Source organism: Paenibacillus amylolyticus (genome assembly GCF_036894225.1).
In the GTDB taxonomy this organism is placed as follows: Bacteria; Bacillota; Bacilli; order Paenibacillales; family Paenibacillaceae; genus Paenibacillus; species Paenibacillus amylolyticus.
Genome location: NZ_CP145892.1, coordinates 737,120 through 753,606, shown reverse-complemented (window position 1 = coordinate 753,606; position 16,487 = coordinate 737,120). Strand labels below are relative to the sequence as shown.

Genomic DNA, 16,487 nt, shown 5'->3' with positions numbered 1-16,487 from the left:
AATCACCGAACTTTTCGTTGATTCCAGAGCCCTCAGGGGCTCTTTTTTTTTCACTCATAGGACAACAAGCTCGGAGAATATACTCTTGGGACGCATGAACAGAGGGTCTGCATGCAATGAATTTCATCTGAAGGAGGTTCAACATAGATGAACTGGTATGAATATGGTCACCTTCTGCCTCTGCGGACATTGGAGGAAATCCGTTTCTGGAAAGAGCAGGAGAAAGAACATACACTCGTCATTCGTGCCCTGGTTCCTGATCTGGAGCCCCCATACGTCAAGCTACTGGAGGAATGGGAGGTTACCTTTGCAAACAGTGAGCGAGTAGCCAATCAGCTTTTAAAACAGCTATTGCCCGCAACCCATCCACCAGCCCCCTACATCGTTCGTTGTATCGATCAACTTGTGGCGGCAGCTCGTAAGCAATCGAGGGAGTTCATCAAACAGCTGTATGTTCTTCTGGAGCAAAGTGCTGCTGTGCAAGCTGTTCCGCTTGCCAAAGTACTCATTCTGCATTTTATCCGCGAATCGGAGTATTTTCTGGGCGTTTTGGATACGCTTGGCCAACCGGGCATCTTGCGTGAAACGGATTCGGAGCCATCACTTTTTCTGAAAAATGCGTTGCATACGTCAGAGTCAGGAAGCGTCCATCGCCAAGCTTCAGAAGCTCCAACTTCTCCAGAGGGAAATATAAATGCACCTGCGGCTTCAGCTCAGATCCAATCCGCAACCATTCAAACGCCTTCTACCGGAACAACACAAGCCACACCCAGCTCTACAGCACCTCCTGTAAAAGAAAAGCCGGTTCCCATTGGAGGACACACACTGCCGCCTCTCCCCTATGCGTACAATGCGCTGGAGCCACATATTGATGAGCTGACGATGCGTATCCATCATGACAAACACCATCAATCTTATGTGGACGGACTAAATGTAGCAGAGAAGAAGCTGGCGGAATCGCGAAAAAAGAATAACTTTGAACTCATCAAACATTGGGAACGTGAACTTGCCTTCAACGGGGCAGGCCACTACCTGCATACGATATTCTGGACAATTATGAACCCTGCTGGCGGCGGCAAACCTTCCGGTATGCTGGCAGAGCAGATCAAGCGAGATTTCGGAAGTTATGAAGCGTTTAAGAATCAATTCACGGAAGCTGCGAACAAGGTGGAAGGCAGTGGCTGGGCGATGCTTGTCTGGAGCCCGAGAGCACATCGTTTGGAGATTTTGCAGGCGGAAAAACACCAGAACCTGTCCCAGTCCGATATCGTACCGCTCCTGCCACTGGATGTGTGGGAACACGCTTACTATCTGAAACATCAAAACGAACGCAAAAAGTATATCGAGGATTGGTGGAATGTGGTCTACTGGCCCGCTGTTGCCGAACGTTACGAAACAGCACGCAAGTTGTTGTGGCCGCCTTATTAATATTGGGGTTAGATGGATTAGAGAAAAAAGAGATATCTCCAGCCGAATGACTGAACGATATCTCTTTTGGTGTATACAAAAAAGCAAGTCTCCTGTAAAAAGAGACTTGCTTGTATTTTGAGAGACTTCCTATTTCTAAATGTTCACTTAAGAAGCACAGCCCTCGCAAGCCACATAGTTGTCGCCAACCTGTTTGCTAATGGAGATCAGATCGCCCAGCTTGATATCAGACTCATCTGTAAACTCCAGATCGGCTATACGTGCAACGATCAGTGCAGCAGCCTCTTCCTTGCTTGTTGCCATTTGGCTGAACTCGGATTTTTCGCCTGTTGATACAACCTCATATAAATACGTATATCTCAATGTGTCCATCCTAACACTCTCCTTCCGAAATCACATCATATCATCTCTATTAACCAATTCCAAGCCCTAGTAAAAAGTGTTAATCGTAGCGCAGCTTCATCTGCTCAGCTGTCAGGCGTACTTCTTCAGAGCCAACGCTAAGCACCCTGCTGGTCTCCGCCTGCGGATAGCGATCGCGCAGTGTCCGAACCAAAGCCCCAGTATATGCCGCAGCTGAAGGTACACCTGCCAATTCGTTCAGACTTGCCATCGTGCCAGGTTGAACATCGGGATATCCTTCACTCGCTCCGCCTGCTGCATGCTGATAGAATTGTCGCACGTCCGCTGCCAGTTGATCTCCCTGACCGTCCACGATGATAAAAGCAGTAATAATATACGCCTTTGCCTGCCTGCGCTGGGCAATACCACAGAATTTTAGGCCACCTACACTGACATCATAATCTCCCGGGCAAAAAGCACCCTGAACCTCACCTGTCTGCGCCTGATTCGACCACGGCGTTAGCGACTCGGCAATAATCGAAGCCATCTCCCGGAAATCATCATGAATATTGATGGCATGTCCGGGATTAGGCAGAATCAGCGACACATTAACTACCCCTGGGTTCAAGGGTACTGCCGCTCCACCGGAAGGCCGAACACAGACCGCTGTCCCTTGGCTTCTAATCTGTTCCATCGCTTCTACAGCCTGTGGCAACCTGCGGTCACGCAGACCCGCTACAAAGGCATCTGGGTGTCTCCATATATGTGCAACAGGTAGATGCCCTGCCCCAACCCGCCTGCACATAACTTCTTCCCAAGCAAAAGCTTCGAGTACACTACTACCTTGTCGCATGAGTGGTGTCTCCCAGATTTGCAGACGCAATGAAGCCTGTTGATCTGCCTGTAGTCCCTTTTCCGGCTGAACCGGTTGATCTGAATGAGAAGGTACACTCATCGTTCCATTACCTCCGGCTTAACGAATTCATGTGTATCCAGTATATAGGAATGACAACGCATATATAAATAAGCCGGTTCCCAGGGAACACGGCTTATTTATATCACATCCTATGGCTTAGAAACTGCTGCTTCCAAAACCAAAGGAACTTACTCATCCGGCTTGTCCAATGAGTGGACATACCTGATCTTAATCTTTCACCAAAGACAAGAACTCTGCACGTTGTGCCGGATTCTCACGGAAAGAACCACGTACAGCAGACGTTACCGTCTTGCTTCCCGGTTTCTTCACGCCGCGGGAACACATGCACAAGTGCTCGCCTTCCACAACGACCATAACTCCATGAGGCTCAACGGCCTCTGTCAGAATATCAGCGATCTGTGAAGTAATACGCTCCTGAACCTGCAGGCGACGTGTTACCGCTTCGACCAGACGAGCCATCTTGCTCAAACCAACGATCTTGCCGCTTGGTATATACCCAATGTGTACCTTGCCGAAGAACGGCGCCATATGGTGCTCACACTGACTGTAGTAGACAATATCCTTGACGATAACCAGTTCTTCATGATTCTCGTCAAACGTGACACCGAGCACATCGCGCGGGTCTACTTCATATCCACCAAAAATTTCTTCATACATTCGGGTCACACGTGCAGGCGTTTCAAGCAGCCCTTCACGTGTACTATCTTCTCCGATCAATTTCAGGATCTGCTCTACATGATACTCGATCTTCTCCCGATTGTCGGATACTTTTGAATTCAAATAATCTTTAACGCCAGCCACTGCCAAACGCCTCCTTTCGAACCACAATAAGGTAAGCAGTTATTCACTTCACTGCTATTATTTTCGGCGGCCCGAACTTTTACGCGCAGGATGCTGTTGCGGCTGAGGCATTTTCGCTCCTGGCTGCTGATTCTTCATCATCTGCTGGGCACGCTGCATTTGCTTGCCATTCAGGTTGTAGCCCATTTGCTTCGCCATTTTCTGAAGCATGTCCGGATTGCTTTGCATTTTCTCAAGTTGTTTACGCAAGTAGAACACCCCGATGAAAAATCCCCCGACCAGACCAACAATCAATGTAATAATCGGTATAACAATATCCATCTCTTAGACACCTCTGTATGCATTCTAAAAAGCCTGATAATCCGTGTCACTTCATGATGTTCGACACATAAGTTGCAAACCTGACACAGAGCGGATTTCCTGAAAGTATCATAGCATTTCCGCACGCCTTGAGCAAACGGATTTTCCAGTTGAACCGCACACAAGCTACGTCATGACAGCTTCAATGAAAACGGTTGTATGCTGAGCCAGATCGATTTCAACCACATCCAGAGAATAACGCGTACTTCCGCGTGCCACCCTGATTACAGGTCTGCCGGGCAATCCCCGATGTTGACGCACAATGACTCCAGTCTCTTTGGTAGACAGTCTTACCGCTGTACCATTAGGATACACGGATACACTCTTATTGAACTCAATCAGAATGTCCCGATCCAGCTTTGTACCAGACAACGCCATCATCTCTTCACAGGCCTCATGTGGCATCAAACTGTCCTTGGATAAACCATTAATGAGATTATCATAGATATTAGCCACACTAACGATTCTCGCAAACAGATGAATGTCACTCCCCTTGATCCCTCTCGGCATGCCTGTACCATCTACATGCTCATGATGTTGCAGGGCCGTATGGGCGACCAACAGACTGAACTCCCGTTTGTTCTTAATCACTTCGAATCCACGCCATGTATGGTGCAACGAAGAATTTGCAGCAGAGCCACTGCCAGGAGGTTCCCCCACTTTGCCAATATCATGCAATAATGCACCCACAGCAAGGTCCTTCAGTTGATTATAATTGAGTCCCATATTCAGTCCGATGACCGAAGACAACAAACATACATTCATCGCATGAACATACTGTGCATTGTCTTTGGTACGAATATCGGTGAGCTGCACAAGCATTTCACGCCCGTTCAGTACATCATTCAGCAACTTTTCTATACTGAGGGCAACTTTCCTCGGACTCCAGTCTTTCCCGGATCGAATGGATTCGAGTGTGACACTCATTTCGTTAATTATTGCCCGTTTCGTGGTTTCATCCAGAATGTCTTCTGCATCCACATCTTTATACGCTTCATCCTGGATGTATAACATGGTCACGCCAATACGCTTCAGCGTATTGACCATGTATACGGTGAGCTGGACCCCGGCAGACAGCAGTACCGTGCCGTTACTGGAATATACCGTCTTGCCCAGAAGCTCCCCCGCTTCCACGCTCTCCACGTTTACATACTTCATGAACGTCCCCCGCTCTTACGATAGCTGCTCCAATGCGAGCAATTGCTCCTTGGTTTGCAGACCGCCTACATAACCCACCAGGGTACCGTCTTTACCACTGATACGGTGACAGGGAATAATAATCGGAATCGGATTCTTGCTAATGGCGTCCAGAACTGCACGAACAGCCTTGGGTCTGCCGATGATTTCCGCAACCTGTTGGTGTGATGAGGCCTCTCCATAAGATATATCGGACAGAACTTGCCATACTTGTAGCTGGAATGGTGTTCCAAGCCGATCAAGCTGCAAGTCGAACGTTTTTCTCTCCCCTGCAAAATACTCCTTTAACTGCTTTGCAGCTTCGCTGAGCTTCTCTTCATTCTTCTCATATCGATACTCGCCAATCCAGATGCGGGCCCATTGTTGCAGATGAGCTTCGCGTACGTGAAAGGCGCCAAAATCGATGTGACACAACCCTTCATCCGTCGCGCATAACGTAAGAGTACCAATCGGTGTCAGTACCTCATCGTAGTATACGGGCTTGCCATGAAGACCTGTAACGGCTGAAGGTTTCCACGCTGCGGCTTCCGGTTTGTCAGGCTGTGCAGACTGCTCACTACCCGGTTCAATCCCAGCTTCCATTTTCAAATCCTGTTGTAACGCACGTAAGGAATTGTTCTCATTGTTCTGTTCCTCTGGCTGCTTCTCACTCACTTGCCCAGCCTGTGGCTGTTTGGGTAAGGTCTCGGACGAACTCAGTCGCTCCTCGGCCTTCTGCAGCATGCTTAGTACGTTCCCATCTTGTTCGTTAGCGGCAGCTTCCCCAATTGCTCTCATGGCGTCTTCTCCTCCAATTCTGCTTAACGCCCAGGCTGCAGTTCCCCGCAACTCGGGGCGCGGATCACGTTTTAATACTTCTGTAAGTTTGGGTACAGCACTTTTGTCTTTGAAATTGCCCAGGGCAATAACGGCGTTGCGTTGAATCGGTTTTTTACCCCGCCAAGCGGCGGAACTCTGACCGAAACGTTCCTTGAATTCCCGGTTACCGATGTCCAGCAGCGGCAGCAGGAGTGGCTTCACAATCTCCGGATCGGGGTGAAACTCGGGATGGTGATCCCAGTTCTTGCCCCGGTTCTTCGGACAGACAATCTGACACGTGTCACAACCGTACAGACGGTTGCCTATTTTCAGCATAAATTCTTCATCCACGAACCCTTTTGTCTGGGTTACAAAAGAAATACAGCGCTGTGCATTCAACTGTCCCGGCCCCACCAATGCTCCTGTAGGACAGGCATCAATACATTTTGTACATTCACCGCAGTCCTCGGTCACAGGTGTGTCTGGTTGAAAAGGAATATTTGTCACCAGTTCTCCGAGAAAAATCCATGAACCAAATTTGGGTGATATAATGGCACAGTTTTTGGCGCTAAAACCAATCCCCGCACGCTGGGACACCGCACGATCCACCAATGCTCCGGTGTCTACCATGCTTTCGATCATGGCTTCAGGTACGCGTTCCTTTATAAAATTGACCAACTTGTCCATCGCTGCACGCAGGACCTGATGATAATCCTGACCCCAAGCCGAACGGGCAAAAATGCCTCGATACGCACCAGGCTCCGATTTCGGCGGATTCACCATTTTGGATGGGTATGCCACGGCTATTGCAATAAGTGAAGCGGGCTCGCCATCTTTTAAGGCGGGGTGCACCCTTTTTTCAATATCCGGCTCTTCAAAACCTGAAGCATACCCTTTATCCCGCGACTGCTCCAGCAGCGACTTCAGGGAAACAAAGGGATCAGCCGAAGCAAAACCGATATCATCAATGCCCAGTCCGGGGCCAGCTGCCTTGATCTCCTGTTTTAACTTCTCCCATACGGAGGCATCCTGTGCTGCCCCGGTCTGTACGCTCGTCATTTCTCTTCCCTCTCTTCTTCCGACACTTATTCCGTAAATAGTGAACGCCCGCCTCACGGTAAGAGGACAGGCGTTAATTTCTATATATGCCTTACATACTTGAATTCAAACGGAACCAACTCTATATGGTTTAACGCAAAATGCAGTCTGAAGTTGTTGTCCTGTAATAATTTTACAATTTCTTCAATTCAGAAAACGGCCAGAAAATAAATTCAGCCTTGCCTACAATCTGGTCGGATGTAATACTGCCAAACACTCGGCTATCCTTACTTTTGCCTTCATGACGATTATCCCCCATCACGAAGAAATGATCCGGCTCCAAGGTGATTGGGCCAAAATCTGGGTCCTGCACCTCAATATCGGTGTACGTTTCCGCTTGTTGCTCGCCGTTCACATATAGATGGTGATCCCTAACTTCAATTGTATCTCCCGGAAGTCCAACGATCCGTTTCACCAGAAAATCCTTCTTCTCCACACCTTCGCTTGGATCACGAAGTACAATCACATCTGATCGGGAAGGATTACCCAGATGGTATACGATTTTGTTGACGAAAAGGCGATCTCGCTCAACCAGTGTCGGCTGCATGGACTGTCCCTTGACCATTGACAGATTAAACACAAACAGGTTCAGCAGCATCATAATTACAAAAGCAACAACAATCGTTTTGACCCAGTCCCACAGCTCGACAACCCAGAATTTCCCCGGTTGTTCAGGCTTTGACGGTTCATTACGTTGCTCGGAAGTCACATGTTCCATTGAATGATTATTGGAATTCAAAGGGACACCTCATTTATTAAATAGTTGAATTAAACTTGTAACATGGTAACCATACTCCCTTTCAGTCTACTTCATTTGGGAGAGTGAAACAATTGGTTATGAGCACCAATACCTTGGTTATCGTGAATACAGCCGGGATAGTCAGGGTGATTTAAATAGAATTCAGGGACTCCGAAGCATGTTCAGAAAATGAGGAAACCAGAGGAATATGACGTGAAGAACACTCATATAAATAGAAAGGCACATCCCTCACGTTCTTACACGTTAAAGAGATATGCCTAATATGAAATGAAAATCTTTTTTTTATTTCTTTTTAAACATGCAAACTAAGCTTTGGACAAAATACTAAGAGTCTGGAAAGCGCTCATAATCTGATTGGCACCGTAACCCATTGCTTCATATAGAGGCATGGCTACTTTGTTGTGCTCATCACCCGCCACCCATACTTGGCTGACTTTACGCTGCTGGAACCGCTGTTCCATAGCCTCGACAAGTGTTTTGCCGACTCCACGGCGACGATAGTCTGGATGTACCGCAATACGGTAGATACAACCCTGGTTGTGATCAATCGTACCGATCAAAGCGCCTACGAGGTCTCCCTCTTCTTCCGCAACCATGATCAGGTCAGAATCCCATGACAATTGACGGGCAAACGGGCCCATCGTGTTCTCATAACACTCTTCCGATAGTGCAACCTGGAGAAGCTCCGTCATCTGGCTTGCATCACTCAACTGAAAGGAACGAACGTGCATGTCTTAAATCTCCCTTTTCGTTAGCTTAGATGAGGTTTTTTACAAAAAGGGAATCCCTTTTTACCAAAAACCCAATGTTCATATAATGACAAAAAACGAGAAAATACCGCTTCTTCGTCAATTAAACCATACTTTTCTCCATAAAACACGCATTTTCTTTTGAAAGCGCTTAATTGTAACCGTTTACATACGAATATTAAACTTTTAATCTATTTAAACGCCTGAAAACACATAAATAGTTGCATAAAGGGTAAAATATGTTTGTTATCTCTGGCCCATCATTAGATCAACGCCTCGGGGGACTTAATAAACAAAAATGTTGCTTAATTAGCTCGAATGCGGTTTAATATTAGTGGCAAGGGTATTATTACATATGTACCTGTTTTCAAAAAAACCTAAAATCTCAGGAGGTATTTCATTATGACTTTTCAATTACCAGCACTTCCTTACGCTAACGACGCACTGGAACCACATATCGATGCAAAAACGATGGAAATCCACCACGATCGCCATCACAATACTTATGTAACTAACTTGAACGCAGCTCTGGAAAGCGCTCCTGAACTGCAAGAAAAAAGCTTGGAAGATCTGATTGCTAACCTTGACAGCGTACCTGAAGGCATCCGCACAGCGGTTCGCAACAATGGTGGTGGACATGCTAACCACAGCCTGTTCTGGGAAATCATCGGACCTAACGGCGGCGGCGCTCCTACAGGCGATATCGCAGCAGCTATCGATAGCGAACTGGGTGGCTTTGATAAATTCAAAGAAGATTTCGCTAAAGCAGCTACAACTCGCTTCGGTTCCGGCTGGGCTTGGCTCGTAGTTGGTAAAGATGGCAAGTTGTCCATCACTAGCACACCTAACCAAGACAGCCCTCTCTTCGAAGGTCTGACTCCGGTTCTGGGTCTGGATGTATGGGAGCACGCTTACTACCTGAACTACCAAAACAAACGTCCTGACTACATCGCCGCTTTCTGGAATGTAATCAACTGGGATGAAGTGAACAAACGTTACGCTTCTGCAAAATAAGACGTTTTCACCGCAATTTTGAACAAACCATTAAGGATCTGAAATAAATCGCCCCCTCAACATTCATTATTCTCCTGCCTGGATGAATAACCAATGTTTAAGGGGGCTTTTTTGGGTGATATCCTCTTCAGCAGAATTAAAGGCGGGCGTCCCAGCTTCCGCAATACGGGTCCACCGGACTGATGCCTTCAAAAGGGGTTTCCCCTATCAGCTTACTTACAACGGCTCGTACCGTATCCTCGCTGGCTGAGTATGCATTAATAAATACCTTTGCTCGTGGAACATCATATAAATGATACGGGTTCGCAAAGGATACAAACACCGTTGGCAGTTCTTGGATAAACCATGGCAGATTCTCAATGAAGGGTTCAGACCACTCTAGCCGAATCGAAGGTTTGAGGCTAGAGCTTGGCATATTCAAGGCGTAGATTACAAGATCGGTGCGTTGACGAACTGCCTCCACACTTTCCATGAACGCCGCATGTTGCTGCCGTCCCGGTTCGAATAATCTCACCTCAAATCCCTGCTCTCTAAGATGCTTCGTCATTGTATCCGCGATTGTTGAAGAATAGAAGCCCTCATTTTTCAATAGGGAACTGTTCGATTCAACTGGGACGAGTAACACACGCTTCGTAGAGATAGGGTGGAGTGGCAGTATAGCGTCTATATCCTTCACCAGTGTAACCGCTTTGTCTGCCGCCTCCTTCGCCCACTCCCGATGCTCTGCGCATCCAATAACGGATAATGCACCCTTATGCGGGACGAGCGCTTCACGGGGCTGCTTATGAAGACCAAGCGAGGCTTTCAAAGCTAGAATTCGTGTCACCGCCTCATCCAATCTCTCCAACGTTAACTGTCCCGATTGAATGCCCTGGTACATATAACCTATATCTTCCCTGACATCTCGTGTAAACAAAAACATGTCACAGCCCGCTTCAATACATTGCGGAACCGCCTGTTCTCTCGGTAATGCCATCGTAAATCCGGCCATCATTGTTGAATCGGATACAATTAGGCCTTGGAAGCCAAGCTGTTCCCGGAGCAAACCTACCAATAGTTCCCTGGATAGGGTTGCTGGCATAATCTCTTCATCGCGCAGCTTGGGATTCAGCTTTTTTGAATAGGCGGGAAGACGAATATGACCAGCCATAACCGTCTTGGCCCCCTCTTCAATCAAACCCTTGTATACCTGCCCAAAGGTTGTATCCCATTCCTCTATGGTAAGGGTGTTTACCGATGTCAGCAGATGTTGGTCCCGACCATCAACCCCATCCCCTGGAAAGTGCTTCACCGAAGCTGCAAGCCCATGAGCCTGCAACGATTCAGTATACGCCTGAGACATGACAAGTACCGTATCGGCGTTTGAACCGAAGGTGCGGGTGTTCGTGACCGGGTTGCGGAAGTTCAAGTCAATATCAACCACAGGAGCAAAGGACCAATTACAGCCTACAGCCTTGCCTTCGCGGGCCGCAATCATGCCGAGACGCCGCGCCATCTCCGGTTCACCCGTCGCTGCTACCTGCATGTTATTAGCAAATACAGTGCCGTCTATGGCAATTCCGCCCCCTCCGTTTTCCAGATTGGCTGCAAGCAGCAGCGGAATCGTTGACCGTTCCTGAAGATAACGATGGACATCCGCAATGGACTCCTTGTCTTCTGGACGAAACATGAATCCCCCCGGCTGTATATCCTCCAGGAAACGATCCAGCATGTCTCTGTGCCCAGATATTCCGTGCATGCAAAATAACTGTCCTACCTTCGCCTCAAGGGTCATCTCTCCAAGTGTACCCTCCACCCATTGAATATCCCCTTCGTCCAAGTAAAAAGGATTGCCTCGTAAAAGGTTATAATTAAGCACCAATGACGCCTCCTTCTCCCTCATCAAACCGGGATTTGTCTGCCGCTGTCCGGCGCAATTTAATATCAATCAATATCTGGTCATAGAAAGGCTCCGTCAGCTTGTATTTCAGGAAAGGCAAAGCGGCAAGAATCATAAGAACACCGGGAATTACACTGAAAAACAAGCCGATTGAGGTCACCGTACCGGGAGACTGTGTCTGATTTGGAACATAACCTGTCATAGCCAAAGCAAATGCTCCAAGGGACCCGCCCATTGCATCGGCAAACTTGGATCTAAATGTATTTGTCGAGAAAATGGTAGCCTCTGCCCGGTCTCCTGTCCTCCACTCGCCATACTCCACCGTGTCAGCAAGCATGGATGACATGGCAATTAGTGACATACCAATCATCAATGTTCCAAGGATGGACCATACGAATAGCATCGTCACTCCATGCCCAAACAAAAACAGCAAAATATATGACAGACCAAATCCGATGTTTCCGACAACTGCCGTATTACGCTTACCTATTTTCTTCATCACTACGATAGAGAGGAAGGCACCTGCCAAGATAGGCACAATGCTAACCGCTGTATAAAGGGCGATTAAGTTCTCCTTATGAAGAACGTATTTGAAATAGTAGATCGAAAAGGCACTGCGTAGGTTCATGGTCATATCAACAATAAAGAGGGATAGTAACAGCATAAGCAGGGGTACATTGCTGCGCAATAAGGTCCATGCAGCAGCAATTTTGAAAGTTTCTTTCCTAGGAGTATGAATTTTTTCCTTAACCGTGAAAAAGGTCAACCACATGCACAGCATACATACCCCACTAAAAAGAAGGGCAGGAACAGTCCATGATCCCGTTGCCTTCACCAGCGGAATCGTTAAAGCACTGGAAACTATTGCACCAATAATCGCCATAATGCGTGGAACGACAACAACCTTGGTTCGTTGCCGAGGATCGTCGGTAATTACGGCGGTCATGGACCAATAGGGCACATCGAGAAAGGTATACGCTATGCTCCATACGGCATAAGTAACAAAGGCATAGATCAGCTTGCCGTGGTCGCTCAGATTAGGTTGCATGAACAAAAACAGCGTCAGCACCGTCAAAACTACCGGAGTAAACAGCAGATAGGGTCTGAACTTCCCCCATCGTGTATGAGTATTATCCATAAAAATGCCAAACAACGGGTCAGCAAATGCATCAATTACCCTTACAACTAATAACAATACACCGGCGGAAGCAGCCGCAATGCCCAAATAATCCGTATAAAACATTAACAAGTAGCTGACCGTGAGTGTATAGAGCATATTTTGGCCAAGGCTTCCCATCCCGAAAGAAATGGCCGTCTTCATGGATACCTTCATCGCTTATTCGCCTGCCTCTTGTTCGATTAGATACCAGGCTTGCAGTTGTTCACGCTCTAAATCGCTGACCCCTAGACCTTCCAGCAAATAATTGTCCGTAGAACCGTATACCCGAACTATTTCATCAATGGCAGCCCTTAAATATTCAGGCTTAATTCCCATGAAGCTTTGAATGAGGGATACATGCTCGGGGTTCTGTACTACTTCCTTGATTTGATCTATCCATTTTCGGTTAGCTTCTTGCCGATATTGAGACGACTTCATATAATCTTCCATAATCGTCTCGAGAGGAGCATCAAGGAGTAGGAGAATGATAGCCGAAGCGAAGCCAGTGCGATCTTTGCCTGCCGTACAATGCCAAAGTACCGGACGCCCCCCGGACTGAAGGATTGTGCGAATAAGCAAACGATATGCTTGTTTCGATTGTTCATCCGTTACGAATTGCTTATAAACTCCCAAGAGAGGGTCCTCTGTCAAGCGGTGATTCATTAGAGCAGGCAGAAGCTGATCCAGGCTCTGTACGGCAACAGCCCCGCCCAATGCCGGATTGCTGAACATCTCCACACCTTCGATCGGCGGGTTAGGATGCTGCTCCTGTTCTTCCTTTGAACGCAAATCACAGATAAAAGACAGCCCCAAATTTTGCAGATATCGTATATCCTCCAGGCTCAAATCAGAAATTTCGCCCGAACGATACAAATGGTTGGTCTTTACCACTTTTTTACCCTGATTCACAGGGTAACCGCCTAATTCTCTCAAATTAATACGATGCATTAGATCCTGATTCATATGTTTTAATAGGCTCCCTTCAAGTGGTTAACTAATAGTAATTATATATTAACAGGCAGTTAATACCCTTAATACTAAAGAGCTAATGTTAACTGCGTATTATCGTATTATTGATTATTTGTAAAAGAAAAATGGCATCCATTAAGGATGCCACCGATCATTGAAAACGTGAATTCGATTGTAAATAAGCAATAATCATCGCAGCCATCTCATGAAGCACCCGTTCTGGATCAACCTTCTGATCAAGGTGCAGCAACTCGCCCCGCAAAGCCATGCGCTGGAGGGTCGCATTCACAACATTACTGATCATTGCCGTAGCCACATCTACATCAATTTCTGGGCGAATGGAGCCGTCAAGCTGGCCCTCCTCCAGCCATTTGCTAAATGGGGCCTTGTCCTGATGAAGATAGCTACGGTATCTTTGCTCAAGCTCTGGCGTCGAATAATTATCCTTATAGCGTGTATCAAAAACGGCGATAAATTGATTGCGCTGCTTGTGTTCTTCAAAATGCAGCAGTATGTAGTCAAACATTGCCTGAAATTTCATTAATCCATTTACCGTTGATGGAACGTGATCATTCATCGCAACCTTAAATTGCTCCAGAATGCGAATCTGGATCTCAAAAATAATCTCATCAATGGATTTAAAGTACTTATACAATGTTACCCGGCTAATGCCACACCGCTCCACAATGTCCTGGATGGTGACTTTTGAAAATTCCATCTCCATATAGACCGCTTCCGCAGCCGCTATGATCTCTTCCTTTCGTTTGCCGCGATGTTCATCCAACTGTTTTCTCCAGCTATCGTTCATGAATTCACAGCCCTCTCTCTCCATTCTAATTCATCCCGAGTCTGCCATCTGTTTGGCTTCCACCCTCGCCTCGATAATTGTACACTGTCTGTGACCAGCATATTAGAGAAAAGACGTGACTGGGTTGATCATAAATGGCGACCAAGACTCCAGCACACGTCTCATACTTACAAAAAGGAATATAAGGAACAGAATAAACTCAGATTCTCCATCCTGCTCGTTAGCCCCTTCCCATTCAGGGATTTATGTTGTCGTAGTTACCTGCAAAGTATTGACTGATTAGCTTCAGGAAGATATTCGGGAATGCCAGCTTGTCCATATCTTCCGGACCGATCCAGCGGTAGGTCAAGCCATCGCCTTTACCTGTCAGTGTCGGCGTGCTCAGCGCTAGGTCACTAACATCAGATGGTGCCAACATCTCTCCATCGTTAAGCGATGTTGAGATGTTCTGCGCATTAGGCGTGCCTGGCTCCGATGGATGCATTGTGTCTGACTCAGGTGACACAGCTGATAATGAGGCTGTGCCCTCCCTTGTTGCCGCCTGTGCATCGTAGGCGGCTCTGGCTTCCGCTGCGATCAGCGGAAGCTCACTGCTCTGGTCCTGCTCGGTACACTTGTACACCTGCAGGCTCCAGACAATGTGGCTGAACACATGCTCCGCATGGGTAGCCAGCCCTTCCGGGCGGGCAGCGAAGCCTTCCGCCCATAGACTGCCGGCCAGCAATGCCATGGCCGGCTCATCCGCCAGCGGCGCCGCCTTCTTGCTCGCTGCGGCGGGCGCCGCGAGCACATGCGGCAGCTCCCACATGCGGGCCAATAGGCCCGTGTCTGGGCGCTGGCGCACAAGCACTTGGCCGCGATGAGCACCGCGGCCCTCCACAATCGCGACCAGCCGCTGCTCAGGGCGCGGCGGCTTCGCCTTGGTCTTGACCGGCAGTGTAAGCTCTCTTCCGGCGATACGGCCGGAACATTGCTCCATGACCGGGCAAGTCAGGCAGTGCGGCGCTTTGGGTGTACACACCAGCGCGCCAAGCTCCATCAGCGCCTGATTGAAATCACGCGCCCGCCCTTCCGGAATGAGCTCTCCTGCGAGCTCTTCCATCAACACCCGGGTGCTGCCCTTCATAATGTCCTCATCGATGAGGAAGTATCGGGACAGTACCCGCATGACATTGCCATCTACCGCAGGTTGCGGCTGATTGAAGGCAATGCTGAGAATGGCCCCGGCAGTATACGGGCCCACCCCTTTTAATGCAAAGACAGCCGGCTTGTCCTGCGGCATCTCGCCTCCGTGCAGCTCCATGACTTGTCTCGCAGCTGCCTGAAGATTACGTGCACGGGAGTAATAACCGAGTCCCTCCCAATTTTTCAACACATCCTCTTCGGGTGCCTCCGCTAACGCTTGCACGGTCGGGAAATTTCCGATAAAACGATTGAAATACGGAATTACCGTATCTACCCGAGTCTGCTGAAGCATAATCTCCGATACCCATGTAAAATACGGATTGTTGTGGCGACGCCACGGCAAATCCCGTCGGTTGACCATATACCAGTCCAGCAAATTCACGCTGAAATGTTGTTTCTGTTCCTGTAAACCCATATTTCCGTCCTCTCCTATTGCCAAGCTAACTACTTTTCCATCTGTTCCACGATCGCAAAGGCCGCTGCCAATTCCGTCTGATGTGTAATACTCAAATGAATGTCATATTGCTTATCATATGGCAGCTGCAGACGTTCCCAGGCTTGACTGGACAGCGAGGCCACGGGACGTCCTGTCCCATCAGGCAGCACCTCAATGTCAGTGAAGCCCATGACACCACCAATACCGCAGCCAAATGCCTTAGACACCGCTTCTTTCGCTGCAAATCGACCGGATACAAACTCCGTCATCCGCTTCCCTCGACGAACCGCGATCTCCCGCTCTGCTGGCGTTAAAATTCGTTTTATGAAAGCTTCCGCATGGCGACCGGACAGCAGCTTCCGCATACGTCCAATCTCCAGCACATCATTGCCTATGCCATATATCATCAACGCTTCACCCGCTTAATCTTTTATACTGTAAGAGGTTATTCAAAAAGTCCCATCTTCTCGGTACTGAAAACCGCTCTTTTTGAACCTTCATTGTAAAAGATCTCCATTCAATCACATGATCCGTAACTCTCCGAACACGTATTCTATTGTAGCAGGA

The 16,487-nt window shown here is 47.9% G+C and carries 16 protein-coding genes; 2 read left to right on the top strand and 14 right to left on the bottom strand.

Annotation, left to right across the window (positions count from 1 at the left end; genetic code table 11):
- The first annotated feature begins 147 nt into the window (after positions 1-147).
- Positions 148-1,428, top strand: coding sequence for a Fe-Mn family superoxide dismutase (locus V6668_RS03510; RefSeq protein ID WP_338707717.1), 1,281 nt, complete (start codon positions 148-150; stop codon positions 1,426-1,428).
- 147 nt (positions 1,429-1,575) lie between these two features.
- Here V6668_RS03510 and V6668_RS03505 read toward each other — a convergent pair whose 3' ends face one another.
- The 8 genes from V6668_RS03505 to V6668_RS03470 form a co-directional block, all read right to left on the bottom strand.
- Positions 1,576-1,800 carry a hypothetical protein gene (locus V6668_RS03505; RefSeq protein ID WP_036614132.1) on the bottom strand — a complete coding sequence of 75 codons (225 nt, stop codon included), beginning with the start codon at positions 1,798-1,800 and terminating at the stop codon, positions 1,576-1,578.
- Positions 1,801-1,870: 70 nt separating this feature from the next.
- Positions 1,871-2,725: a lipoate--protein ligase family protein gene (locus V6668_RS03500; protein ID WP_338707716.1), complete on the bottom strand. Its 855-nt coding sequence runs from the start codon at positions 2,723-2,725 to the stop codon at positions 1,871-1,873.
- A gap of 189 nt (positions 2,726-2,914) precedes the next feature.
- Positions 2,915-3,508 (bottom strand): GTP cyclohydrolase I FolE, encoded by a 594-nt coding sequence (gene folE, locus V6668_RS03495; protein ID WP_338707715.1) that lies wholly within the window; start codon positions 3,506-3,508, stop codon positions 2,915-2,917.
- Between the two features lie 57 nt (positions 3,509-3,565).
- Positions 3,566-3,829, bottom strand: coding sequence for a YneF family protein (locus V6668_RS03490; RefSeq protein ID WP_017690778.1), 264 nt, complete (start codon positions 3,827-3,829; stop codon positions 3,566-3,568).
- A gap of 165 nt (positions 3,830-3,994) precedes the next feature.
- Positions 3,995-5,026 carry an HD-GYP domain-containing protein gene (locus V6668_RS03485; protein ID WP_017690779.1) on the bottom strand — a complete coding sequence of 344 codons (1,032 nt, stop codon included), beginning with the start codon at positions 5,024-5,026 and terminating at the stop codon, positions 3,995-3,997.
- A gap of 15 nt (positions 5,027-5,041) precedes the next feature.
- Entirely contained in the window at positions 5,042-6,922 is a 1,881-nt protein-coding gene (queG, locus tag V6668_RS03480) for a tRNA epoxyqueuosine(34) reductase QueG (protein ID WP_338707714.1), read from the bottom strand.
- Positions 6,923-7,094: 172 nt separating this feature from the next.
- A complete protein-coding gene (lepB, locus tag V6668_RS03475) occupies positions 7,095-7,679 on the bottom strand; it encodes a signal peptidase I (protein WP_340937083.1) in 585 nt (194 codons plus the stop codon).
- Between the two features lie 347 nt (positions 7,680-8,026).
- Positions 8,027-8,452, bottom strand: a complete 426-nt coding sequence (locus V6668_RS03470) for a GNAT family N-acetyltransferase (RefSeq protein WP_017690782.1) — start codon at positions 8,450-8,452, stop codon at positions 8,027-8,029.
- Between the two features lie 420 nt (positions 8,453-8,872).
- On the opposite strand from V6668_RS03470, the gene V6668_RS03465 reads away from it, so the two are divergent.
- The gene (locus V6668_RS03465) at positions 8,873-9,484 is read left to right on the top strand and encodes a superoxide dismutase (protein WP_036614138.1); all 612 of its coding nucleotides are present in this window, start codon (positions 8,873-8,875) and stop codon (positions 9,482-9,484) included.
- A 136-nt stretch (positions 9,485-9,620) separates the two neighbouring features.
- Here V6668_RS03465 and V6668_RS03460 read toward each other — a convergent pair whose 3' ends face one another.
- The 6 genes from V6668_RS03460 to acpS all read right to left on the bottom strand — a co-directional run bounded on the left by V6668_RS03460 (position 9,621) and on the right by acpS (position 16,327).
- Positions 9,621-11,342: a glycoside hydrolase family 3 protein gene (locus tag V6668_RS03460; protein ID WP_338707712.1), complete on the bottom strand. Its 1,722-nt coding sequence runs from the start codon at positions 11,340-11,342 to the stop codon at positions 9,621-9,623.
- Entirely contained in the window at positions 11,335-12,696 is a 1,362-nt protein-coding gene (locus tag V6668_RS03455; protein ID WP_338707711.1) for a glycoside-pentoside-hexuronide (GPH):cation symporter, read from the bottom strand. Before V6668_RS03455 ends, V6668_RS03460 begins: the two co-directional genes overlap by 8 nt.
- 3 nt (positions 12,697-12,699) lie before the next feature.
- Positions 12,700-13,485 carry a tyrosine-protein phosphatase gene (locus V6668_RS03450; RefSeq protein ID WP_338707710.1) on the bottom strand — a complete coding sequence of 262 codons (786 nt, stop codon included), beginning with the start codon at positions 13,483-13,485 and terminating at the stop codon, positions 12,700-12,702.
- 157 nt (positions 13,486-13,642) lie between these two features.
- Positions 13,643-14,323, bottom strand: coding sequence for a TetR/AcrR family transcriptional regulator (locus tag V6668_RS03445; protein WP_338707709.1), 681 nt, complete (start codon positions 14,321-14,323; stop codon positions 13,643-13,645).
- 211 nt (positions 14,324-14,534) lie between these two features.
- Positions 14,535-15,899: an A/G-specific adenine glycosylase gene (mutY, locus tag V6668_RS03440; RefSeq protein ID WP_338707708.1), complete on the bottom strand. Its 1,365-nt coding sequence runs from the start codon at positions 15,897-15,899 to the stop codon at positions 14,535-14,537.
- 29 nt (positions 15,900-15,928) lie between these two features.
- Positions 15,929-16,327 (bottom strand): holo-ACP synthase, encoded by a 399-nt coding sequence (acpS, locus tag V6668_RS03435; protein WP_036614140.1) that lies wholly within the window; start codon positions 16,325-16,327, stop codon positions 15,929-15,931.
- Between the last annotated feature and the right edge of the window lie 160 nt (positions 16,328-16,487).

What these genes read in the sequence shown, in the direction of transcription:
- V6668_RS03455 (WP_338707711.1), bottom strand. Translation starts at nt 12,696, where the DNA reads ATGAAGGTATCCATGAAGACGGCCATTTCTTTCGGGATGGGAAGCCTT.
- mutY (WP_338707708.1), bottom strand. Translation starts at nt 15,899, where the DNA reads ATGGGTTTACAGGAACAGAAACAACATTTCAGCGTGAATTTGCTGGAC.
- queG (WP_338707714.1), bottom strand. Translation starts at nt 6,922, where the DNA reads ATGACGAGCGTACAGACCGGGGCAGCACAGGATGCCTCCGTATGGGAG.
- V6668_RS03465 (WP_036614138.1), top strand. Translation starts at nt 8,873, where the DNA reads ATGACTTTTCAATTACCAGCACTTCCTTACGCTAACGACGCACTGGAA.
- V6668_RS03450 (WP_338707710.1), bottom strand. Translation starts at nt 13,485, where the DNA reads ATGAATCAGGATCTAATGCATCGTATTAATTTGAGAGAATTAGGCGGT.
- V6668_RS03470 (WP_017690782.1), bottom strand. Translation starts at nt 8,452, where the DNA reads ATGCACGTTCGTTCCTTTCAGTTGAGTGATGCAAGCCAGATGACGGAG.
- acpS (WP_036614140.1), bottom strand. Translation starts at nt 16,327, where the DNA reads ATGATATATGGCATAGGCAATGATGTGCTGGAGATTGGACGTATGCGG.
- V6668_RS03505 (WP_036614132.1), bottom strand. Translation starts at nt 1,800, where the DNA reads ATGGACACATTGAGATATACGTATTTATATGAGGTTGTATCAACAGGC.
- V6668_RS03485 (WP_017690779.1), bottom strand. Translation starts at nt 5,026, where the DNA reads ATGAAGTATGTAAACGTGGAGAGCGTGGAAGCGGGGGAGCTTCTGGGC.
- V6668_RS03490 (WP_017690778.1), bottom strand. Translation starts at nt 3,829, where the DNA reads ATGGATATTGTTATACCGATTATTACATTGATTGTTGGTCTGGTCGGG.
- V6668_RS03500 (WP_338707716.1), bottom strand. Translation starts at nt 2,725, where the DNA reads ATGAGTGTACCTTCTCATTCAGATCAACCGGTTCAGCCGGAAAAGGGA.
- lepB (WP_340937083.1), bottom strand. Translation starts at nt 7,679, where the DNA reads ATGGAACATGTGACTTCCGAGCAACGTAATGAACCGTCAAAGCCTGAA.
- V6668_RS03510 (WP_338707717.1), top strand. Translation starts at nt 148, where the DNA reads ATGAACTGGTATGAATATGGTCACCTTCTGCCTCTGCGGACATTGGAG.
- V6668_RS03445 (WP_338707709.1), bottom strand. Translation starts at nt 14,323, where the DNA reads ATGGAGAGAGAGGGCTGTGAATTCATGAACGATAGCTGGAGAAAACAG.